The 20968-nt window shown below is 71.8% G+C and carries 19 protein-coding genes and 1 pseudogene; 9 read left to right on the top strand and 11 right to left on the bottom strand.

The genetic code is table 11. The annotated features are described in order from the left end of the window. Positions 1 to 10 precede the first annotated feature (10 nt). The gene (locus ACIHAR_RS22730) at positions 11 to 2008 is read right to left on the bottom strand and encodes a BTAD domain-containing putative transcriptional regulator (protein WP_400021376.1); all 1998 of its coding nucleotides are present in this window, start codon (positions 2006 to 2008) and stop codon (positions 11 to 13) included. A 125-nt stretch (positions 2009 to 2133) separates the two neighbouring features. On the opposite strand from ACIHAR_RS22730, the gene ACIHAR_RS22725 reads away from it, so the two are divergent. Both ACIHAR_RS22725 and ACIHAR_RS22720 read left to right on the top strand, forming a co-directional pair. Continuing rightward, a complete protein-coding gene (locus tag ACIHAR_RS22725) occupies positions 2134 to 3012 on the top strand; it encodes an alpha/beta fold hydrolase (protein WP_400021374.1) in 879 nt (292 codons plus the stop codon). Positions 3013 to 3185: 173 nt separating this feature from the next. Further along, positions 3186 to 3521 (top strand): sigma factor, encoded by a 336-nt coding sequence (locus ACIHAR_RS22720; protein WP_400021372.1) that lies wholly within the window; start codon positions 3186 to 3188, stop codon positions 3519 to 3521. Between the two features lie 673 nt (positions 3522 to 4194). On the opposite strand, the pseudogene ACIHAR_RS22715 reads toward ACIHAR_RS22720, so the two are convergent. From ACIHAR_RS22715 to ACIHAR_RS22695, 5 genes and pseudogenes are all read right to left on the bottom strand, one after another. Next, positions 4195 to 4875 (bottom strand): annotated as a pseudogene (locus tag ACIHAR_RS22715) (BTAD domain-containing putative transcriptional regulator); the annotation flags it as partial. A gap of 535 nt (positions 4876 to 5410) precedes the next feature. Beyond that, a complete protein-coding gene (locus ACIHAR_RS22710; protein ID WP_400021370.1) occupies positions 5411 to 5974 on the bottom strand; it encodes a TetR/AcrR family transcriptional regulator in 564 nt (187 codons plus the stop codon). A gap of 174 nt (positions 5975 to 6148) precedes the next feature. Next, positions 6149 to 6757 (bottom strand): VanZ family protein, encoded by a 609-nt coding sequence (locus ACIHAR_RS22705; RefSeq protein ID WP_400021368.1) that lies wholly within the window; start codon positions 6755 to 6757, stop codon positions 6149 to 6151. Between the two features lie 267 nt (positions 6758 to 7024). After that, positions 7025 to 7927: a serine hydrolase gene (locus ACIHAR_RS22700; RefSeq protein ID WP_365462891.1), complete on the bottom strand. Its 903-nt coding sequence runs from the start codon at positions 7925 to 7927 to the stop codon at positions 7025 to 7027. Next, positions 7924 to 8826 (bottom strand): LysR family transcriptional regulator, encoded by a 903-nt coding sequence (locus tag ACIHAR_RS22695; protein ID WP_365462894.1) that lies wholly within the window; start codon positions 8824 to 8826, stop codon positions 7924 to 7926. The genes ACIHAR_RS22700 and ACIHAR_RS22695 overlap by 4 nt, the downstream gene beginning before the upstream one ends. Before the next feature lie 167 nt (positions 8827 to 8993). Here ACIHAR_RS22695 and bla point away from each other — a divergent pair, with 167 nt between their 5' ends. After that, positions 8994 to 9905 (top strand): class A beta-lactamase, encoded by a 912-nt coding sequence (bla, locus tag ACIHAR_RS22690; protein ID WP_400021365.1) that lies wholly within the window; start codon positions 8994 to 8996, stop codon positions 9903 to 9905. A 268-nt stretch (positions 9906 to 10173) separates the two neighbouring features. Here bla and ACIHAR_RS22685 read toward each other — a convergent pair whose 3' ends face one another. The 3 genes from ACIHAR_RS22685 to ACIHAR_RS22675 all read right to left on the bottom strand — a co-directional run bounded on the left by ACIHAR_RS22685 (position 10174) and on the right by ACIHAR_RS22675 (position 13196). Then, the gene (locus ACIHAR_RS22685; RefSeq protein ID WP_365463050.1) at positions 10174 to 11079 is read right to left on the bottom strand and encodes an MBL fold metallo-hydrolase; all 906 of its coding nucleotides are present in this window, start codon (positions 11077 to 11079) and stop codon (positions 10174 to 10176) included. Between the two features lie 529 nt (positions 11080 to 11608). After that, positions 11609 to 13000 carry an amidase gene (locus ACIHAR_RS22680; RefSeq protein WP_400021363.1) on the bottom strand — a complete coding sequence of 464 codons (1392 nt, stop codon included), beginning with the start codon at positions 12998 to 13000 and terminating at the stop codon, positions 11609 to 11611. Next, positions 12987 to 13196, bottom strand: a complete 210-nt coding sequence (locus ACIHAR_RS22675) for a hypothetical protein (protein WP_365462903.1) — start codon at positions 13194 to 13196, stop codon at positions 12987 to 12989. Before ACIHAR_RS22675 ends, ACIHAR_RS22680 begins: the two co-directional genes overlap by 14 nt. Positions 13197 to 13332: 136 nt before the next feature. Between ACIHAR_RS22675 and ACIHAR_RS22670 the strand changes: the two genes are divergently transcribed. Further along, positions 13333 to 14586, top strand: a complete 1254-nt coding sequence (locus ACIHAR_RS22670; protein ID WP_400021361.1) for an MFS transporter — start codon at positions 13333 to 13335, stop codon at positions 14584 to 14586. 24 nt (positions 14587 to 14610) lie between these two features. After that, the gene (locus ACIHAR_RS22665; RefSeq protein WP_400021359.1) at positions 14611 to 15525 is read left to right on the top strand and encodes an MBL fold metallo-hydrolase; all 915 of its coding nucleotides are present in this window, start codon (positions 14611 to 14613) and stop codon (positions 15523 to 15525) included. Positions 15526 to 15688: 163 nt separating this feature from the next. Here the strand turns inward: ACIHAR_RS22665 and ACIHAR_RS22660 are convergent, their stop codons facing one another. Further along, complete coding sequence (locus ACIHAR_RS22660; protein ID WP_400021357.1) at positions 15689 to 15916, bottom strand: hypothetical protein; 228 nt, start codon at positions 15914 to 15916, stop codon at positions 15689 to 15691. Positions 15917 to 15963: 47 nt separating this feature from the next. Between ACIHAR_RS22660 and ACIHAR_RS22655 the strand changes: the two genes are divergently transcribed. The 4 genes from ACIHAR_RS22655 to ACIHAR_RS22640 all read left to right on the top strand — a co-directional run bounded on the left by ACIHAR_RS22655 (position 15964) and on the right by ACIHAR_RS22640 (position 19686). Next, a complete protein-coding gene (locus tag ACIHAR_RS22655; RefSeq protein WP_400021355.1) occupies positions 15964 to 16275 on the top strand; it encodes a hypothetical protein in 312 nt (103 codons plus the stop codon). A gap of 380 nt (positions 16276 to 16655) precedes the next feature. Next, positions 16656 to 18116 (top strand): DUF2252 domain-containing protein, encoded by a 1461-nt coding sequence (locus ACIHAR_RS22650; RefSeq protein WP_400021353.1) that lies wholly within the window; start codon positions 16656 to 16658, stop codon positions 18114 to 18116. Between the two features lie 45 nt (positions 18117 to 18161). Continuing rightward, positions 18162 to 18959: a hypothetical protein gene (locus ACIHAR_RS22645; protein ID WP_400021351.1), complete on the top strand. Its 798-nt coding sequence runs from the start codon at positions 18162 to 18164 to the stop codon at positions 18957 to 18959. A 397-nt stretch (positions 18960 to 19356) separates the two neighbouring features. Beyond that, positions 19357 to 19686: a rhodanese-like domain-containing protein gene (locus ACIHAR_RS22640; protein ID WP_400021538.1), complete on the top strand. Its 330-nt coding sequence runs from the start codon at positions 19357 to 19359 to the stop codon at positions 19684 to 19686. A gap of 7 nt (positions 19687 to 19693) precedes the next feature. On the opposite strand, the gene ACIHAR_RS22635 is transcribed toward ACIHAR_RS22640, so the two are convergent. Then, positions 19694 to 20863: an acyl-CoA dehydrogenase family protein gene (locus ACIHAR_RS22635; protein ID WP_400021349.1), complete on the bottom strand. Its 1170-nt coding sequence runs from the start codon at positions 20861 to 20863 to the stop codon at positions 19694 to 19696. Positions 20864 to 20968: the final 105 nt, after the last annotated feature.

Below are 20968 nucleotides of genomic sequence, written 5' to 3'. Positions count from 1 at the left end.
CCCACCCCTCTCAGCCAGAACGCCGGCCGAGCGCGTCGGTGATGTCGGTGAGCCACCGGTCCACGGGACCGAGGGTGACCAGGCCACTGCCCGCGCCCGCGAGTTCGCAGGCAGCAGGCAGCAGGCGGGCGTGGAGCTGCTCCAGCGCGACCCGGGCGCCGAGTTCCAGCGCCACCGCCGCCTGCAGGCAGCACAGCGCCTCGTACATCAGGTCCGCCGGCGGCTCCGGCAAGGCGCGCAGCATCGCCTGGGTGTCGGCGCGGCGGCCGGTGCGCAGCAGGACGAAGAGCTCGGCCCAGGGCCGGTACGGCCCCCAGTCCGCCCCCGCGTCGACGTGTTCGGCCGCCTCTGCCGCGGACGTGTTTCCGTCGGCCAGCCGCAGACACAACTGCGCAAGGGACAGCAGGCCGTGCTCCACACCGGGCATTCCGGCGCCGTCGAGCCGTGCGGCAGCGGCCCTGTACGCGGCTTCGGCTTGTGGGATCTGCCCGGAGGCAGCCAGGCGCAGCGCTCGGTACCACTGGGTGAACACGCTCGCCAGCGGCCGTTCGTTGCGCTCGGCCAGATGGTCTGCCGCGGCGGCGTGCTCGTCAGCGGCCGTGAAGTCGCCGAGCGCGCTCTGCGCCTGCATGCGGATCAAATGACCGAGCACCTCGAAGGTCACCAGGCCGTGCCGGGCGGCCAGCGTGACGAGCTCCGCGCCGATCGCGTCGCGGCGCGGCGCGAGACCGGCTCGGGTGCAGGACTGTATGAACGCTCCGTTGAGGGCGAACGCCATCAGTGCGGGATCGTCCAGGCGTCGGGCGATCTCCTCCGCCTCGCGTGCGGCCCGGGGACCACGGGTGGAGCGAGTGCCGCGCATCTCCAGTGCGATCGTGGCCAGCAGTCGGCAGCGCGCCGCCTCGTGTGAGCCGCCGGTCGGCAGAGCGGCCAAAGTGTGCTCGGCGGCCGCGACGATCTGCCGCGCCTTGTGCGGGTCGTCGTTGCGGGTCCAGATGGCGGGGACGTCGTAGGCACCGATCACGCGTGCGGTCAGCTCGGGGTCGCCGAGCTCTTCCGCCGCGGTGATGGCCGCCAGGCGGTGTTCCTGAGCTGCCCGCAGCCCAGCGCCTCCGGTCACCGCGAGATCGCGGATCAGTCCGACCGTCGACTCCAGCCGGGCCCGGGCGCCCGCGGCAACCGTGCGGTCGTAGTCCGCGGCCGCCCGTGTCCACAGCTTCTCCGTCGACGTCATCGGTTCGGCCGGAAGGTCGAGGCGCGGGTCCTGGGCGAGGACGTCCGTTTCCAGGCGGCGCAGCTCCGGGCCCGGGTCCACTCCCAGCTCGTCTGCCAGCATGGCCCGGGCCCGGCGCAGCACCGCGAGCGCATCCGCCTGCCGTCCCGTGCGGTAGAGCGCCAGGGCCAGCAGCCGCCAGGCCTCTTCACGCCAGGGATGCTCGGCCAGATGGGCGTCCAGCTCGGGCACTGCCTCGGCAGCCAGCCCCAGGGCCAGCCGGGCCCGCGCCTGCTGCTCCACTGCTCGCAGCCGCAGCTCGGCCAGGCGGGAGCGCTCGCCGCGGGCCCAGTCCTCCTGCGCGAAGTCGGCGTAGGCCGGACCCCGCCACAACTCCAGCGCCTCCTCCAGCGTTTCCAGCGCCTTCGCGGGGGACAGCTTGGCGGCGGCACCGACGGCCGCCTCGAACCGCCAGGCGTCCACGGCCTCGGGCGCCGCCCGCAGCGCGTAACCGGGTCCTTCCGTGACCAGCAGACGGGCCGGGGTCCGGGCCGGGCGGTCCGGCTCCAGGACACGGCGCAGCGCGGCGACGAAGGTCTGTACGGAACCCACGGCGCCCGGCGCGGGCTCGCCCCACAGGTCCTCCACGAGACGGGCGACGGGAACCACCCGTCGCCGGGCCGTGATCAGCCGTGCGAGCACCGCACGGTGCCGCGGCCCCTTCAGCCCGAGAACGCCACCGGCGGCGTCCCAGGCCACCACCGGCCCCAGCACACCGAAGGTGATCTGCTCCATCCTCACCTCCAGGTCATGCCTCGTCCGCCACGGTGCGTGCTGATCGGTTGCTGATTCGCGCGCGGCAAGCTCGATTGTGCCCGCCGGCCGGCAGGCCTACCGCACCCGATGGAGAGCAGTACACCGTGGCACCGACCATCCCCGGCTTCGACTACCAGCGCATCCAGGTCGCCGACGGCATCGCCCTGAACGCCGCCGTCGGCGGCTGGGGCAGCCCGATCGTCCTCCTGCACGGCTTCCCGCAGACCCACCTGATGTGGCGGCACGTCGCCACCGACCTGGCGGCGGACCACACCGTCATCTGCCCCGACCTGCGCGGCTACGGTGCCAGCGACAAGCCCGCCGACCCCGACGGGACCGCTTACGCCAAGCGCACCATGGCCGCCGACGTCGTCGCCCTGGCCCGAGCCCTCGGCCACGAGCGGTTCGCACTGGCCGGCCACGATCGCGGTGCCCTGGTCGCCTTCCGCGCCGGACTCGACCACCCCGACACCATCACCCACCTAGCCTGCCTGGACGTTCTCCCGACCCTGGACATGTGGCGGGTGATGCGCGGCACGAGTGCCGCCATCGGGTTCCACCTCTACCTGATGGCCCAGCCTCCGCAGTTGCCCGAGCAGATGATCGCGGCCGCCCCGGACGCCTTCTTCGGCCATTTCCTCGACGTCTGGACCCGCAACCCCGAAGCGATTCCCTCCGACCTCCGTGTCGCTTACCTGGACGCCTGCCGCGACGCTGTGCCCTCGATCGTGGCCGACTACCGAGCCTCCGCGCACATCGACGTCGACCACGACCGGGCCGACAGGGACGCCGGTCACCAACTGGACATGCCGGTCACCGTGCTCCAGCAGGACTGGGGCGCCTTCCTCGGCTTCGACGCCCGGGCGCTCTGGTCCGCCTGGGCACCGAAGCTGGCCCACACGACTGTCGACTGCGGCCACTTCATGGCCGAGGAAGCCCCGGAGCTGATCACAGCGGAGCTCCGGAGACTCTTGGCTCGCTGAGCACGTGGACCGACGCCACCGGGGCGTCGGAAGGACCTGGATCCGGCTCTCACGGCTCGGGCATGCCCACGCGACAGGCGATGGCAAGAAATCGACAAGGAACGTCCAAGTCCGTCCCACCAGTGTGAAGCCGCCCTGGGGATGCCCAGGGCAGCCGCAGCAAAACCTGATCCATGGATGAGGACGCCAGCACGATGAGGCGGACCACGGACGCCGCGCCTGGCACGGGTGCCGACGGCATGCCGCGCCACTCCGACGAGGCTCTGATCGACAACTGTGAGGAGTTCATCCGGAGGCCGTATGCCGAGCACGGCACGCCGCTCCTGCGTTTCGCCGCACGCCTGCTCGGTGGCGACTGGCACCGTGCGGAGGACGTCCTCCAGGAGACCGCGATCCGGGCGTGGAGACATGCGTCCGGCCTGAGCACGAAGGCGGAGGAGGCGCGAGCCTGGCTGTACACCGTCGTGAAGAACCTCGTGCTGGATCACCAAACTGGTTGCGGCTGGTGACCAGGGCCATGCAGCCGGAGGCGCCGGGCAGCAACGGACGGAGCTGTTGCTCGTCCCGCGCGTTGTCCAGCACCAGCAGGACGCGGCGCTTCGCCAGCACGGTGCGCAGCAGGGCGGAGCGCGCGCCGGTGCGCGCGGGGACGGCCGTCGGATGCACGCCCAGCGCGGTCAGGAATCCCTGGAGGACGTCCGCGGGCTCCACGATGTCGCCGCTCGGGCCGAAGCCCCGGAGGTCGGCGAAAAGCTGCCCGTCGAGGAAGAGTTCGGTGACCTCGTGGGCGAAATGGAGGGCGACGGTCGTCTTGCCGACGCCGGGCACTCCGCCGATGACCGCGACGGAGGGCGCGACGCTCTGCCCGTCGGGCTTCGGCAACAGCGCGTGCAGGGCGTCCAGTTCGGCCTGTCGTCCGGTGAAGGACGCCGGAGCGGCGGGCAGTGGTGCGGGGCTCAGGACGGCACCGCCCGTCGGGGTCACGGCCGGGGACCTGTCGCGCGGGCTGCGCGGTGTCGGCACCGGGGCGCCCGCGGCCGAATCCGCCCGCGGCTGCGGACGGGTGTCCTCGGACCCGGGCGCGCGCAGTTCGGGGGGTGGGGAGACGTCGTCGTATCCGGCGGTGACGATGGACCGCGAGGCATGTCTGATGAAGGGGAGGTCGTGGCGCAGGATCGCCTCCTGCAGGGCGCCGGCCCACGGGCTCGGCCGGAGGCCGAGGTCCTCGGAGAGGCGCTTGCGGAGTTGCTCGAACCGCGCCAGGGCCTCGGCGTGGCGACCCGTGAGGTACAGGGCGCACAACAGCAGACTCCACGCCCCCTCCCTGAGCGGGTGCCGCTCGGTGAGCGCCTCAGCCGCGCTGACGGCCTGCTGCACGTCGCCGCCGTGGAGCAGGGTGCAGATGCGCAGTTCCTCCGCGGTGATGCGGGTCTCGTCGAGCTGGGCGGCCTGCCGCGCGGCGAACAGGTAGTCCCGCGCGTCCTGCAGCGCTGTTCCCCGCCACAGCGACAGCGCGTACTCGACCTCCCTGCGCGCCTCCTGTATACGGCCGTCGGCCAGTGAGCGGCCGGCCCGGGCCACCCCGTGCTCGAAACGGACGGTGTCACGTGCTTCGGCCGGTATCCGCAGCGCGTACCCGTTGGACTCACGGACCAGCAGACCGGCCTTGCCGTGACGCGGTCGCCCCGGTTCGAGAACGGTGCGCAGTCTGCTGATGTCGGCCTGCAGGGACACCACCGCCCGGGGGGACGGACGGCCAGCCCACAGGTCCTCGCACAGGCGGTCGGTGGAGACGACCCGGCCCTCCTCCAGGAGCAGACGTAGGAGGAGCGCCCGGCGCTTGGGCGGCCCGAGATCGAGCACGGCCCCTGCCCGCCGGACCAGCACCGGACCGAGCAGGCCGCACCACAGGCCCGCGGCGGCGCCGGGTGTCTCACTGTCTGTTGCGCGTCTCACGTCTGTGTCCTGGTCGCGTGTCGGTGACCGTCCTCATGGCGGGCCGATACGGCGCTCTCACCGATCACCGGTGTGCCCGGTCTGGCGCTGTTCGGGCTGTCCTGCACGATCTACGGGCAAAGGGAGGGGTAGGTTCGGCCCCGCTGTGGAGAACGTGAGGAGAGGTGTCCCGAGCGTGAACTGGAGGGCGGCGATGCCCGTGGTTCCGGGGTCCTCTTGATGAGGGAGCCGTTACCTCCCTGGGCGCCGACCGTGGTGGCGGCGGTCAAGGGGTCGGCTCCGTGGCGCTGCGGGTGCGGCAGCGCTCAGCTCATGGGCGTGAAGTGCCCGGATACGCCCTCGGGACGGTTCGCCGGAGGGCTGGGGATGTGGCGAGATCGTGCCGGCCTCCGAGATCGGTGACCGGAGGCTGTCAGAGGGGCACGTCGGTGTGGTCATCCGGTCACCGGGTGGCCGGTTCGAGGACTCCTGTCACGAGTCGGCGCGCGTACGAGGTGTCGAGTCCGTCGGGGCGGAAGAGGATGCGGTACATCAGGGGGGCGACGACGGCGTCGATGACCGTTTCGACGTCGGGCGTGTCCTCCCCGCGTTCGGCCGCGCGGCTGAGGATGACGTCGATCTGCTCGGCCGCGTAGGCGGAGCACTGGCCGGCGTTGCTGCCGTCCGGGTCGCCGAGCAGGGCGTCGCGGATGTAGGCGCGGCCGGTGGGGGAGGCCATCTCGTCGAGGAACTGCTCGGCCCAGGCCGTCAGGTCGGACGACAGGGTCCCGTGGTCCCTGGGCGCGGTGTCGGGCCGCAGCCGTTCGACCGCCACGTCCGACAACAGCTCCTGCAGGTCCCCCCAGCGGCGGTAGATCGTCGACGGCGTCACGCCCGCACGCTGGGCGACCAGCGGCACCGTCAGGGCGTCCCGGCCCAGCTCCGACGCGAGTTCGCGTACGGCGGCGTGCACCGCTGCCTGGACCCGGGCGCTGCGCCCACCGGGGCGCACCATCTGCCTGCTCATGGACACCATCTTAAAGCAAAATCATTGCTTCTAAGAAGTCGCGCCCGCATCGGCCCCTTGGTGACGGCCGCGAGAACACGGCTGTCTGCCGCGGAACGCGGAGCGGTGACAGCGGCGACGGGGACGGTCCGCGCCCGCACCAAGGGGTCCGGCGGCGGCGATCCCGCCGTCGGTTCATCGCCCGACGGGTGCAGGCGGAGCCGGCACCGTCTCGGTGGCCGATCGGGCGAGCGCGGTTCCCGGCAGGGCGAAGCCGCGTACGAGATCGGACAGAGCCGAGGAGCGCAGGATCAGGCAGCCGAGCACGCCCCCGAGGGTGTTGGCGATCAGGTCGTCGACATCCGCGCCACGGCCGTTGCTGAACCACACGTACATGCCCAGCTGAACCAGCTCGATCGTCAGGCTGGTGACCAGCGCGCGCAGGGCGACCCGCTTCACCGGAAGCTCCGCCTTCGCCATCAGCGGGAGCAGCAGACCGAACGGTGCGAACAGCAGCACGTTGAGCACGAAGGTGGGGTCCATGCTGACAAGGCCCGCCAGGGGTATCGGCTGGATCTGGTTGTACCAGGGCGACAGGTTCTGAGATTTGTCGACGATGATCGGAAACATCGTGAAGTGCAGGAAACCCGCAGCGTAGAGGGCCGTCGCGAGCCGGGTCAGCATGGGCTTGCCGTACCAGCCGGGGCGTCTCCTCACGGCACGCACGGCGAGCAGCGCGGCGAATCCGGCGAGGAGGGGAAGCAGCACCTGCACGGACTCGATACGGAAGCTGAGGTTGCCCATGACGTGCTCCTGGTGTGATGGACAGCGGTACACAACGGACGGATTCGACTCTGTCCTGCCGACGCCTGCGTCGGATCGGCCGTAAGACAGATCTTGCGCAGCCGGCTACGACTTTCGGCCGGGTGCCGTCCACCTCCTTCGGCTCCGCCCGGTGGGCTCGCCTGATCGGCGGGCACGGGCTGTCGTCCGCCGAGCGGCTTGAATGCCCGGCGGCCGGTTGCAGGTGGTCGTTGTCACGGGCAGGAAGGCTGGATCACCCGGTGTTGTCTATTGCTGCCGTAGGTGGTCGCGGAGCGTCCGGGCGACTTGTGCCATGAGGGCGTCGGCACCGGGTTGAGTGCCGGCGGGGACGAAGGACTCGGTGAGGACGGCGATGGCGAAGGTCTGGCGGTCGGCGTGCTCGACGACGCCGATCTCGTGGCGGAGGTTGAGCAGGGTGCCTGTTTTCGATGACCACGTCGAGGCGTCGGAGTCGAAGTCGGGTGCCAGGCGGTGGCGCAGCAGGTTGTGGGTCATGAGGGAGCGGACCCTGGCTGCGACGTCCGGGTGGATCGCCGACGGCCGCCACAGCATCTGGAGCAGGTCGGTCCAGGCACGTGCGCTTCCCGTGTTGGCGCGGGTGGTGTCGAGCTGGGGAATGCGGTGTCCGCGGCCGCTGGTGCCGGCGTCGATGGCCAGGGCGTGGGCGAGGTGTGTCTGCGGTGCGTCGAAGCGTTCGGCGGGCGTGTCCGTCAGTTCGCTGATCGTGTGGCGGACGGATATGCCCCGCAGTCCGAGTTCTTCGAGGATGGCGCTGACCTGGTCGGGCGGTGTGAGGGTGAAGAGGGCGTCCGCAGCGGTGCCGTCGCTCAGGCTTGTGCTGAGGTAGAGCAGGTCGTCGACGGCGATCCGGGCGGGGTGGCGGAAGCGGCTCAGCCCGGTGGGGCCGGGGGTGGTCAGGCGACCGGGCTGCACGTCGAGCACCGCCTCACCGTCGAGCTCTCCGCGCCGGATGCGCTCGGCCGTCGCCACGGCCAGGGGCACTTTGACCAGGGATGCGGCCGGCAGCTGGGTGTCCGGCTCGATGCCCAGCTCCTCTCCGGTCAGCAGGTCCCGCACGAGTATGTGTCCGTGCAGCCCGCCCTCGTGGAGTTGTTCCTGCATGCGGCGCAGCAGTTCGGCCCTGGTCATGGTGTCGGTTCGTTCTCCGTCGTGCTCTTGGTCTCCGCGCCGAGGCAGCGTGCGATGGCCTCGCCCAGACGTGAGTGCAGGCGTTCGGGGTTGCCGTTGTCCGCCATCGCGACGGTGTAGCCGCGCGTCAGGGTGATGTCGCCGATGGGCCGCCAGCGCAGGGCGAGTTCCCTGGCCTGCGTGGGGGTGCACAGCAGCAGGTCCTGGGAGCACATGACTTCCGCGGCCGCGGACGTGAGGTCGGTAGCGGTCACCAGTTGCGCGGGGCGCAGGCCCACCGCGTCCCGCAGGCGGGTCAGCGGGTCGCGGACATGCGGCACGTCGTCCTCCGGCTGGATCCAGACGCGCCGGGCCGGACCGGTCTGGGCGCGTCCCATCCGCAACGTTTCCATGTACACGCGCCGCGCGGCCGGCTCGTGTGTACCGGCCAGCCCGAGCGGCAGCGACCACATGGCCTGGCTCTCCGGCACGGCCAGCAGGGCGGCGCGCACCTGCCGCGCGTTGAGCAGCTCGGTCCGCTCCGCCGGGGCCGCGCAGCGCACGTCCAGTGTGATGTCCTCCTTGCGCGCGTCCGCCACGAGCCGGGCGAGGGCGGCCGACGTGCAGACGCCGGGCACAGCGAGCCGCCACGGTCTGCGCCGGGCGGTCTCAGCGTCGTGCCGCAACTCGTCGGCGGCCTGAAGCAGCCGTCTGGCCGCGGGCAACACCTCGCGTCCGAAGGGCGTGAGGACAGCCCTGCGAGAGGTCCGCTCGAACAACTCCTCCCCGAGCCACTGTTCGAGCGCGGCGACACGGCGGCTGGCCACCGGCTGCGACATCCGCCCGGCAGCGGCACCGACCGTGAAACTGCCGCACTCGCTCACATGGACGAACGCACGGCAGGCACCCACCAGATCCACGACCCCATCGTATGCCAGAACCGCATGAAACCCGCCAGAAGCGTATTGGACCGCATAGCAGCAGGTGAACAAGGGTGGTCCAAAAGCACCGGCCGACCGTGGGACACAGTCCGGTCGGCGTGCGGTGCATCTGGGACTGCCCGAAGGGCAACGAACGGAGGTCGGAGTTGAAGTTCACCCGTACCCGCAGCGCCGCACTCGGCCTGCTCATGCTCATCCCGCTGGCGGCCTGTGGACACAGCGCCGCCGCCGACGCGCCGGCCGCGCCGATGGCGGCAGCCGTCGATGCCGAGGCGTCCGCCGACGGTGCCTTCGCGCAGCTCGAGCGGACCTTCGACGCGCGTCTCGGGGTGTACGCCGTCGACACGGGGACCGGACGCGAGGTCGCCTACCGTGACCGTGAACGCTTCGCCTACGCCTCCACCTTCAAGGCGCTGGCGGCCGCAGCCGTCCTGCGCACGTACTCGCTGGACGGCCTGGACAAGCTCATCAAGTACTCCCGGAAGGACCTGGTCGACTACTCCCCTGTCACTGAGCGGCACGTCGACACCGGTATGACCGTGCGCGCGCTGTGCGAGGCCGCGCTCCACCACAGCGACAACACGGCGGGCAACCTGCTGCTCGGCATGCTCGGCGGGCCGAAGGGCCTCGACGCCATGCTCGAAGGGATGGGCGACGACGTCACCCGGATGCAGCGGCGCGAGACGCAGCTGAACCAGTGGGCTCCGGGCTCGACGCCGGACACGACCACGCCGCGCGCCTTCGCCGGCGATCTGCGTGCGTTCGTTCTGGGTGACGTACTCGGGAAGGCCGAGCGTACCCAGATGGCGGACTGGCTGAAGGCCAACACCACGGGGGCGAAACTCATCCGGGCCGGGCTTCCCGACGACTGGGTGGTCGGCGACAAGACGGGGGCCGGCGGCACCTTCGGCACCCGCAACGACATCGCCGTGGTATGGCGCCCGAAGGCGGCCCCCATCGTCATCGCGATCATGACGAACCGTCACACGAAGGATGCCGACTACGACAACGCCCTGATCGCCAAGGCGGCGTCCGTGGTGGCGCGGGAACTGTCGTGAACTCCTACGGGACCACCGGCACCGCTGCCGAGCCCGCCCCGTTGCCTTTTTCACGACGACGGAGCGTTCGTCGTCGGCGCGTCGTCCACGGCTGCTCCGTGTCCGGTACTACGGCGACAAGCCGTCGTCCATCTCCGTACGGTCGGCGCCCCACGCGCTGAGCGCGCGAGCGCATGGCGGGCATGACGCCGACGGCGCGGCCGGGGTCGTCCGGCCGCGCCGCCGAGCGGGTGATCGTCCGCGATATCCGAGGGGTCGTCCGGCCGCGTCAGATGCGGCTGAAGCCCGCCCACTCCTTGATCTTGAAGTGGCTGCCCTCGCGCGCCACCTCGGCGGCACCATGTCCGGGGAGGTGTGCCGGCAGGAGGAGGGCGTTGGTGTCAGCGGCCCACTCCAACATGCGTCGTCTGGTGGTGCGCGCCTGCCGCTCGTCCTCCTCGAAGCAACTGTTGAACTCTGGGTGTTCGAGCTGCAGCGGGCTGTGCAGCAGGTCACCGATGAACGCCGCCCTGTCCGTTCCCGACTGCAGCCGGACCACGGACGATCCGGGAGTGTGCCCGGGGGCGAGGTCCAGCGTCAGGCTGGAGTCGATGGTGTGACTGCCGTCCCAGAGCTTCACCAGACCGGCCTCGTGGACGGGCAGCACACTGTCTTCCCAGACGTTCTGGGTGGCCTTCGGGTCCTTGGCGCTGATCGGGGGGAGATCAGGGTTCCAGAAGTCGAACTCCACCTTGGGAATCAGGTATGTGGCGTTGGGGAAGGTGGGCACCCAGTCACGGTCCTCTCGCCGGGTATTCCAGCCGACGTGGTCGTTGTGGAGGTGGGTGTTGACCACGATGTCGACGTCCTGAGGCCGGACACCGGCACGGGACAAACGGCGCAGGAAGCCGGTGTCCATGTACTGCCACACCTCGGCGTAGGGGCGGAATTTCTCGTTTCCGGCTCCCGTGTCGATCAGGATGGTCTTGCCCTCGCTGCGCAGAACCCAGGTCTGGAGCGCAATGGGGACCAAGTCGGTGTCAGGAGTCCAGAAGTCCGGGCTGAGCCAGGAACGGTTCTCCTGCCACAGTTCCTCCGGACTCTCCGGGAACAACTGGCGCGACGTCATCCCCACCGGCCCCCTGTACTCCACCACACGGGTGACGCTGACCTTGCCGAGAGAAATCGTCGACACCTGCATCGTGTCGCGGGAAGTGGCGGCGGAGGCACTCGACTCGCCACCTGTGAAGAGCCGGCCGGCGCCGAGCAGCCCGGCAGCACCGACTCCGACCCCGACGCCCGCGGCCGTTCCCATGAATCCGCGCCGACTCATGGAGCGTGAAGACATTTCCCTGCGCATAATTCCGTACTCCTGTGAAGAATGGATTCCGACGTTTCCGGAAACTGACAGTGCGTTTCCGGGGGATGGACACCGCGGCCATTGCCGCCTCACGAGGGGGCGTCGACCGGAAGGGCCCGGGGCCGCCGCCGCCCGACTCGGGTGTGACCAGCCGACGTGCGGTCGGAAGGTCGGTACTCCGGGAGTCTTGGGCAGCCGAAGCCGTGAGACATCTGTCAGATGACAGCATCGCGTCCTATGACTACGTCGCCGTTCGGCCGGAACCTCCGCCGGCTTTCTCCTTGCGGCTTCCGGCCCTGAGAGCAGCGCAACGGCGCCGCCGCCGGCCCGGCCGGAGCGATTCGGCCGGGCCCGAGCGGCGTTCTCAGGCTGCCGGTGCGAGTGTGGGTGCGGGCTGGGTCTGCTGGTAGGCGTGACCGATCCGCAGGAGGGCGCTCTCGCCGAGGGGACGTCCGAGGAGCTGCATGCCGATGGGCAGGCCCGCCGTGTCGTGGCCGACGGGGACGGACAGGGTCGGCACCCCGGTGATGTTGGCGGGGGACGACAGGCGTACATAGGCGTCGGAGACGCCCTCGACGGTGCCGTCGGCCCAGGTGATCGTCTCCTGGCCGGCCTTCACCGCGGTCGCCGGGACGGTGGGGGCGGCGATCACGTCGACGTCCTGCAGCATGCGCGCCCATTCCTGCCGCATGAGGGTGCGGGAGCGCTGGGCTCGCAGGTAGTCCCCGGCGGGCATGAGTTCGCCGGCCTCGAGGAGGATGCGGACATCGTCCTGGTAGAGCTCGGGAACCGTGCGCAGGGTGCCCTCGTGGTAGGCGGTGGCCTCGGGCACCATCAGGCCCCACTGGGTGGCCTGGATGTACCGGGTCAGGGGGATCTCGACCTCGACGAGCCGTGCGCCGAGGCTCTCGAGGTGGGCGATGGCGCGCCGGACGGCGGCCTCCACCTCCGGGTCGACGTGGTCGAAGTAGTAGTTGCGCGGCACGCCGATCCGCAGGCCCGTCAGGTCCGTGCCCGTGCCCGGCCGGTAGTCGATGGCGGGTGTGGTCAGGGAGGCGGGGTCGCGGGGGTCGTGTCCGGCCAGGGCGGTCAGGACCAGGGCCGCGTCCTCGACCGTGCGGGTGATCGGGCCGACGTGGTCCAGTGACCAGGACAGGGACGTGACGCCGTGGCGGGGGACCAGGCCGTAGGTCGGCTTGAGGCCGACGACCCCGTTGAGCGCGGCGGGCACCCGGATCGATCCGCCGGTGTCGGTGCCCAGGGTGAAGGTCGCGGTGCCCGCGGCGACGGCGACGGCGGACCCGCCGCTGGAGCCGCCGGCGACCCTTTCCCGGTCCCAGGCGTTGTTGGTCTGCGGGGTGGTCAGCCCGTAGGCGAACTCGTGGGTGTGGGTCTTGCCGACCAGGACGGCTCCGGCCGTGGCCAGGCGTGCGGCGACCGTGCTGTCGGCCTGCGCGCGGTGGTCGGCCCTGACCCGGGAGCTGGCCGATGTGGCCGCGCCGGCGACGTCGATCAGGTCCTTCAGGCCCATCGGGATGCCGTGCAGCGGACCGCGATAACGGCCGGCCGCGATGTCGTTCTCGGCTTCGCGCGCGGCCCGGCGGGCGTGCTCGGCCGTGACGGTCACGTAGGCCTGCAGGTGCGGCTCCACCTGTTCGACGCGCTCCAGGACGGAGTCCGCCAGCTCGACGGGGGACAGCCGGCGGGATCGGATCGAGTCGGCGGCTTGGGCCAGGGACAGTTCATACGGCTGCATCGTGCTTCTCCTCTCCCGCGAGGTAGGCGGGGGCGGGCGGGGTGTCCCCGAAGTCCAGCTCCCGCAGGACCGCGACGACGGAGTGGATGTGGTTGGCGACGGCCGCGACCGCGGCGTGGCGGTCGGCAGGCAGCGGCAGCCCGGCACGGGCGGCCCAGCGGGCCGCCTCCGGCGGGGTGAGATCTGCGGCGGACATGGACTTCTCTCCTCGGGGCTGGAGCGGCGGAGCGAACCCCAGCACCAAAAGCTAAGGGTTTGCGTTAGTCGACTGTAGGGCCTACGGTGGCTTAAGGCAAACCGATTGCGTTTAGCGCCAAGGAGCCCCTAGCCCCATGTCCACCGTCATCCCTCGAGCGCCGGCGCCGGGCCAACCGGCAGCCCAGACCGCCGGCCACGCGGCGTCCTTCGTCCTGGACGCCTCGATCCTGGCCGCCCTCCTCGCGGCATCCAGCGCGCCGACCTCCCTCTACCCCCACTACCAGGACGCCTGGAACCTGTCCGCGCTCACCATCACCGTGGTCTTCAGCGCCTACTCCCTGACACTGCTGCTGACCCTGCTCACGACCGGCGCGCTCTCCGACCACCTGGGTCGACGCCCGGTCCTCGTGGGCGCGCTGGTCCTGGAGGCCGCCTCCATGGTCCTGCTGGCCTCCGCGGACGGCGCCGGTGCGCTGATCGCAGCCCGGATCCTGCAGGGAGCCGCCACCGGCGCGGCCACCAGCGCCGCGGGCGCGGCCCTCCTCGACCTGGAGCACCCCCTGCGTCCGGGCCGGTCCGCCCTGACCAACAGCATCGCCCCGGTGGCGGGCATGGCCGTCGGCGTCCTGGCCTCCACGCTCCTCGTCCGCTTCGCCCCCGCCCCCACCGTCACCGTGTACGCCCTGCTGGCGGTCCTCTTCGCCGTCCAGGCGATCGCGGTCACGTTCACCCCGGAGACGGCCCACCGGCACGCCGGCGCCCTGCGCTCCCTTCGCCCTCACCTCGCCGTGCCGGCACCGGCGCGCAGCGCCCTGCTGACGGCAGGCACCGGTGTCGTCGCCATCTGGGCCCTGGGCGGCTTCTACTCCTCCCTCGGGCCGGCGCTCGTGCACCTCGTGGCTCCGGGCGCCCCGCAGACGGCCGGCGGCATGGTCTTCTTCACGCTCACCGCCGCGGCCGCCCTCACCGTGTGGACACTGCGGCGCACGGCACCGCACGCCGCCGCCACCGGCGGAAGCCTGGCCGTCATCCCCGCCGCGGCCTTGACGCTGAGCGGTCTGCACGGCGCCGGCCTGCCCGCCGTCTACGGCGGCGCGGCCCTGGCCGGAATCGCCTTCGGCGCAGTCTCCCAAGGGGCGCTGCGCATGACACTCGCCTCGCTCGACGAGCAGGACCGCGCCGGGACCCTGGCCGCCTACTACGTCCTCAGCTACCTCTCCATGAGCCTGCCCGCCATCGCCGCGGGCGCCGCCACCCAGCACTACGGGCTGCGCACCGCCGCCCACGCCTACGCCCTCGCCGCCGCCCTGCTCGCCGTCGCGGCCCTGGCGGCACTCACCGCGTCACGGCGCAGGGCAGCCCGCGGCGCACACAACGACGTTCCGTAACGAGACTGAAGGAAGCGACCGATCATGAGCACTCCACCGGCCACCGACCAGACCACCATCCCCGCCTGGACCGTGGGGGACATCACCGTCCACCGCATCGACGAGGTGCTCCTGCCGCCCGCCACCGGACCGTGGCTGCTGCCCGGCGCCACCCCGGCCGTCGTCGCCGGGCAGGACTGGCTGCGCCCCCACTTCGCCGACGACGAGGGCATCCTGCACATCGACAGCCACAGCTTCGCGTTCACCCTCGACGGGCTGCGCATCCTGGTGGACACCGGCATCGGCAACGGGAAGGAGCGGGCCAACCCCGCCTGGCACAACCTGAACACCGACTACCTGCAACGCCTCGCCGCCGCCGGATTCCCCCCGGACTCCGTCGACTTGGTGGTCCTCACCCACCTGCACGCCGACCACGTCGGCTGGAACACGCGCGAAGTGAACGGAGAGTGGGTTCCCACCTTCCCCAACGCCCGCTACCTGACCTCCCGCACCGAGCGGGAGTTCTGGGCCGGCTACGACATGGAGGAGGCGCGCAAGCAGATGTTCCGCGACTCCGTGATCCCCATCGAGGAGGCGGGGCTGCTCGACCTCGTCGACGTCCCGGCCGACGGCGTCGAGATCGTCCCGGGCCTGCGCCTGGTCCCCACTCCCGGACACACCCCCGGTCACATCGCCGTGGAGCTGACCAGCCGCGGAGAGACAGCCCTGATCACCGGCGACTGCATCCACCACCCCGTCCAGTTCGCCCACCCCGCCATCGGCGCCTGCGTCGACATCGACCCCGAACGGTCCGAGGACTCGCGCCGCAAGCTGCTCGGCTCGCTCGCCGGCACGGACACCCTCGTCCTGGGCACCCACTTCGCGCCGCCCACCGCCGGCCGCGTCGTCACCCATGGGGGCGCCTACCGGCTCTCGCCCGTCCCTGCCGGCTCCCGCTGACCGGCGACGGTGCGGCCCGTGTCCGGCCGGCACTCCGCAGGGCCGGACCATGTCTGCGGGGCCGAGCAGTGCAGTCAGGCGGAAGCGCCCGGCCGCATGGCCATACGGCCACGCAGCTGAGCGCCGATGTGACTCCGGCGGGGCCGGACCGTGCGGGGTTCGGTCAACGCACCGACCTGATGGGGATGACGGCCAGGGCGCCGATCACGCAGACCGCGGCGGCGGCGCCCAGCAGGAGGTGGTACTCGTGGCCGCCCGCGGTGTTGACCAGCAGCACGCCGAGGGCGGGCGCGACGGACTGCGGTGCGGCGTTGGCGATGTTGAACACCCCGAGGTCCTTGGCGGAGTCCTCCGGATCGGGCAGGACGTCGAGGACGAGGGCGAGGTCCACTCCCGCGTAGACGCCGAAGCCGGCGCAGCCCCAGCGCGCGTGTGGTCGTGGTCGGCTATCCGGACCTGCTCCCGGCGACGGGCGCCGGCTGCGGTTCCTCGGTACCGCTGGCCAAGGGCGATGTGACCTACCTCGACGGCATCACGAGGAAGCTGAACGCCATGCTGGCCGCGGAGGCGGAGAAGAAGGGTGCCGTCTACGCCGACACCTACTCGGCGTTCGTGCGCCACGACATGTGCCAGTCCGCCGAGACCTCGCGGTGGATCAACCCGCTGCTGCCGGTGACGTCCGGTTCGGCCCACCCCAACTGGGTAGGGCACCTGGTCATGGCCAACCGGGTCTACACGGCACTGAAGTAGGTTTAGCCGCCCGCGCAGGCCGGCATCGAGAGCTCCCCCCTCCATTCCGTTCGGCATCCCAGGAAGGTCACGTTTCACCAGGTCAGGGCCAGTGCGAGCATCCCAGCATCCCTCCATCAGCGGATGCCCCGGACGTCTCAGACCTGCGGGGCTTCTTCGTGTTCGAGGCCGCGTGTTCGAGGCCTTGTGTGCGCGGGGCTTGATAGGGGTGAGCCATCTCACGGGCTGCCGGTCCGTGAACGGTGGTCGTCCACAGGCGCGGAGTTGTCCACAGGGGCTGACGCGGGCCGGTCGGCGGGCGGTACGGTCGGCACGAGTTGATGTTCGGCGCGTCGAGCCGATGTGCGGACGATGCGTGACGTGCGGGGGAGGCGGTCGTGGTGACCGAGGGCGCAGCGGGACCGGGCGCGAGCACGGGTGCCGGGGAGGCGGGCGAGGCGACCGGTGCGACGGCGGGGGGACGGCTGCCCCGGGTGCGTGGTTTCGCCGAGTGGCCCGTCGGGGGGTCCCCGAAGGAGGACGGCAAGGCGCTGCGCCGGCGGGTGCCGCGGGCGGCGCATGCGGCGCTCGAGCCGGACGCCTCCCGGCCGGACGCGGTGACGGCGGTCGAGGAGTCGAACCAGGGCCGCCTTCCCGAGCTCACGCCGATACGGGTGGGGCGGATGTCGGCCACCCCGTTCGCCTTCCTGCGTGGCTCGGCGGGCCTCATGGCGTACGACCTCGCCCGCACTCCCCTGACCGGGATCCGCGCCCAGATATGCGGTGACGCGCACGCGGCCAACTTCGGCCTGTACGGCGACGCGCGCGGCGGCCTGGTCATCGACCTGAACGACTTCGACGAGACGGTCCACGGCCCGTGGGAGTGGGACCTCAAGCGGCTCGCCGCCTCGCTGGTGCTCGCGGGCCGGGAGGCCGGCGCCGACGAGGACACCTGCCGCAAGGCGGCGCACGACGCGGCCGGCGCCTACCGCCGCACCATGCGCCTGCTGGCCAGGCTGCCGGTGCTGGACGCATGGAACGCCATCGCCGACGAGGAGTTGGTCTCGCACACCGACGCCCACGATCTGCTGGGCACCCTGGAGCGGGTCTCGGAGAAGGCGCGGGCCAACACCAGCGGCAGGTTCGCGGCGAAGTCGACCGAGCCGACGCCGGACGGCGGGCGCCGCTTCGTGGACGCGCCGCCGGTGCTGCGGCGCGTGCCCGACGCGGAGGCCGCGGCGGTGGCCGTCTCCCTGGAGCAGTACGTGACCACGCTCCCGGAGGACCGCCTGCCCCTGCTCGCCCGGCACGCGGTGCACGACGTCGCCTTCCGCATCGTCGGCACGGGCAGCGTGGGCACGCGGTCGTACGTCGTCCTGCTGCTGGACCACCGGGGCGAGTCGTTGGTGCTGCAGGTGAAGGAGGCGCGGGCGTCGGCCTTGGTGCCGCATCTGCTCACCGCCGGCTTCGAGGCGCCCGAGGCCGGCCACGAGGCCCGCCGGGTGGTCCTCGGCCAGAAGCGGATGCAGGTCGTCAGCGACAACCTGCTCGGCTGGACCACGGTCGACGGCCGTCCGTTCCAGGTCCGCCAGTTCCGCAACCGCAAGGGCAGCGTCGACCCCGCCGCCCTCGCCGCCGACCAGATCGACGACTACGGCCGTATGACCGGCGCGCTCCTGGCCCGTGCCCACTCCCACAGCGCCGACCCCCGTCTCGTCGCCGGTTACTGCGGCAAGAGCGAGGAGCTGGACGAGGCGGTGGCGACGTTCGCGGTCGCCTACGCCGACCGCACGGAGGCGGATCACGCGGAGCTGGTGGCGGCCGTGCGGGCGGGGAGGATCGCGGCGGAGGTGGGGGTGTGAGGCGAGCGCCACGGTGCCTGTCCGCCCGTGGCCTACGCTGGTCGGATGACGACCCCCGAAGCTGAGCAGGCGCGGCCCGAGGAGCGGCTGGAGCAGGCCGTGCGGGCCGCCGAGCAGGCGTTGATCGAGTTCGAGATCGCGGTGGAGACCTTCCGCGTCGAGGTCGAGAACTTCTCGCGGCTCCACCACCAGAAACTCGGTCCGATGTACGCCCGGCTCGACGAGCTGGAGGCGCAGATAGCCGAGGCCCGGGCCGCCCGTACCGGTGATCCGGAGGATCTGCGCAAGGCGTCCGAGGCGCGGGCACGCGTGCTGCCGATGCCCGGGGTCGAGGAGCTGTTCCACGGCTGGATGGACGGGGACGGCCTGTTCCCGGAGGCCGCGGCGATGCTCACGGAACAGCCGGTGCGGCCCCCGGAGCGCGTGCGGCCCAGCGAGGAGGCCCGCAAGCTCTACCGCGAGCTGGCCCGCAAGGCCCACCCCGATCTGGCGCAGGAGGAGGGTGAGCGGGCGCGGCGCGAGGAGTTCATCACCCGGGTCAACGCCGCCTACGCCCGCGGTGACGAGGCTCTGCTGCGGGAGCTGGCCGGGGAGTGGGCGGCCGGTCCTGTGCCCGCGGAGCGGAAGCCGAGCCCCGGCGAGGAGCTGTACGCCCGCCTGGAGTGGCTCGCCGAGCGCAAGGAGCTGCTCGCGCTGGTCGCCCGGGAACTGGAGGAGAGCGCGATCGGCGCGATGCTCCGGCTGGCCCCGGAGGACCCCGACCGCCTTCTGGAGGAGATCGCCGACCAGCTGCTGGCGGAGGTCGCGAAGAGGGAGGCCGAGCTGGCGGAGCTGGTGGGGTAGGTAGGCGTCGGGGCGGCGGGGGGTGCGCGTCCGGGCGCCAGGGATTGTTCGTCGGGCGACGGGGGTGCGTCGGGGCGCCAGGGAAGGCGCGCGGGGCCCTCGGAGATGCGCGTTGTGGGCGGGGAGCCGGAGGCTGTCCGCGGCGCCGGGCTCGTGGGGGTGCCGGCGCTGGCGCGGTTCCGCTGGGACTGGTGGAGTTGCGACAGGCGGTGCAGGGGCTTGGGACGGGCAGGCGTTGGCGCTGGTTCCTTTGGGACCGATGGGGTTGTCGAGAGCGGGATGACTCTGTGGGGCTGGCGGTGCCGGCGCTTCGGTGTGCTTGGGAAGTCGTGACGGCGGGCCCGTCGTGGTGGGGGTGGCGTCCGGTAGCGTCGGGGGCATGAGTTTCGGAGCTGGTGTGCCCACGGTCGGGGTCGGGGACCTCAAGGACGGCGACTTCCTGCTGGACGTCCGCGAGGACGACGAGTGGAAGGCGGGTCATGCCGAAGGGGCACTGCACATCCCCATCAGCGAGTTCGTCGCGCGGTACGGCGAGCTGACCGAGGCGGCTCCGCAGGACGGGCGGATCCATGTGATCTGCCGCTCCGGTGGCCGTTCCGCGCAGGTCACGATGTACCTCGCCCAGCAGGGCATCGACGCCGTGAACGTCGACGGCGGCATGCAGGACTGGGCGACGGCCGGCCGGCCGGTCGTGACCGACGAGGGCAAGCCGGGCTTCGTCCTGTAACGCCGGATCAGCCGAGGGGGTGGGCGGCCAGCAGGTCGCCCAGGGTCTCCTCGTGCGCCGCGGCCGGGCCGAGGGACAGTTCCAGGTGTTTGGCCCAGGCGTGGTAGCGGTGCAGCGGGTAGTCGACGTCGGCGCCGAAGCCGCCGTGCAGATGCTGTGCGGTCTGCACGATCCGCCGGACGCCCTCCGAGGCCCAGATCTTGGCCACGGCGATGTCGCCGGCGGCGGGCAGCGCGCCCTGCGCCCCGGAGGCGATCCGCCAGGCGGCCTGCCACAGGGTGACCTCCATGGCACGCAGGTCGATGTAACGGTCGGCGGCCTGGACGGCGACGGCCTGGAAGCTGGCGATCGGGTGCCCGAACTGTTCCCGTCGGCCGGTGTAGTCGCTGGTCATCCGCAGGACCCGTTCGCCGAGGCCGAGCGCCAGGGCGCAGGTGCCGGTGGCCAGCAGTCCGCGCAGCCACTCCCAGGCGCCGTCGGCGGTGATGACGTCCCGGGCGGGGATCCGTGCCGATTCCAGCCGCAGCTCGCCGAGCCGTTCGCCGGTCGTGGAGATCTGTTCCGCGAGCGCTGTTCCCTCGTGTCCGCGCGGGACGAGGGCGAGGAGGCTCCGGCCGTCCCCGGTGCGTGCGGGGACGAGGACGAAGTCGGCGTCGTACGCCCACGGCACCGCGGTCTGCACTCCGTCCAGCACCCAGGCTCCGCCACTTCCGGCTTCGCCCGGGCGGGCGGCGCCTCTTTCCTCCTGGCGGGCGGTCACGGCGAGTTCGGCCGCGTCGTGGCCGGTGCGGCCGTGCGCGGCGACGGTCAGGACGACCTCGCCGCGGCCGACCCGCGCCAGCAGCGCGGACTTCAACTCCGGTCCACCGTAGGCCTGTACGGCGGCGGCCGCCGCGCTGGCCTCCAGGAGCGGGACCCTGGCCAGCACCTTCGCCGACTCGCGCAGCACCAGGCAGAGGGCCACCGCGTCCAGGCCGGCGCCGTCGTACTCCTCGGCGAGCAACAGGCCCAGCAGGTCCGCGTCGGCGAGTGTGGCCCACAGCGCCCGGTCGAAGTCGTCGGCGACAGGGCCCCTGGTGAGGGCGGGGCTGGGCACGGCGTCGGGTGCGACGCCGGCGAGGACTCCTCGTGCGGCCTCGGCCGCCGCCTGCTGCTCCTCGGTGAAGGTGAAGTCCACGGCTTGTCCTCCCGACGGGTCAGCTGATCCGGTGCCCGCCGGATCTGACGGAGCGTCAAGATAGAACAAGTTCTAGAAGAAGGGAACGGGGGGCGGCGGAACGGG

It is taken from the genome of Streptomyces sp. NPDC052016, from assembly GCF_044548445.1.
GTDB lineage: Bacteria > Actinomycetota > Actinomycetes > Streptomycetales > Streptomycetaceae > Streptomyces.
This window is presented reverse-complemented; position numbering and strand designations above follow the sequence as displayed.

Excerpts from the sequence above, each read along its gene's own strand:
- ACIHAR_RS22665 (WP_400021359.1), top strand. The coding sequence starts at position 14,611 with ATGAGCACTCCACCGGCCACCGACCAGACCACCATCCCCGCCTGGACC.
- ACIHAR_RS22700 (WP_365462891.1), bottom strand. The coding sequence starts at position 7,927 with ATGACCAGGGCCGAACTGCTGCGCCGCATGCAGGAACAACTCCACGAG.
- ACIHAR_RS22705 (WP_400021368.1), bottom strand. The coding sequence starts at position 6,757 with ATGGGCAACCTCAGCTTCCGTATCGAGTCCGTGCAGGTGCTGCTTCCC.
- ACIHAR_RS22710 (WP_400021370.1), bottom strand. The coding sequence starts at position 5,974 with ATGAGCAGGCAGATGGTGCGCCCCGGTGGGCGCAGCGCCCGGGTCCAG.
- ACIHAR_RS22645 (WP_400021351.1), top strand. The coding sequence starts at position 18,162 with ATGACGACCCCCGAAGCTGAGCAGGCGCGGCCCGAGGAGCGGCTGGAG.
- ACIHAR_RS22670 (WP_400021361.1), top strand. The coding sequence starts at position 13,333 with ATGTCCACCGTCATCCCTCGAGCGCCGGCGCCGGGCCAACCGGCAGCC.
- ACIHAR_RS22675 (WP_365462903.1), bottom strand. The coding sequence starts at position 13,196 with ATGTCCGCCGCAGATCTCACCCCGCCGGAGGCGGCCCGCTGGGCCGCC.
- ACIHAR_RS22720 (WP_400021372.1), top strand. The coding sequence starts at position 3,186 with ATGGATGAGGACGCCAGCACGATGAGGCGGACCACGGACGCCGCGCCT.
- ACIHAR_RS22680 (WP_400021363.1), bottom strand. The coding sequence starts at position 13,000 with ATGCAGCCGTATGAACTGTCCCTGGCCCAAGCCGCCGACTCGATCCGA.
- ACIHAR_RS22730 (WP_400021376.1), bottom strand. The coding sequence starts at position 2,008 with ATGGAGCAGATCACCTTCGGTGTGCTGGGGCCGGTGGTGGCCTGGGAC.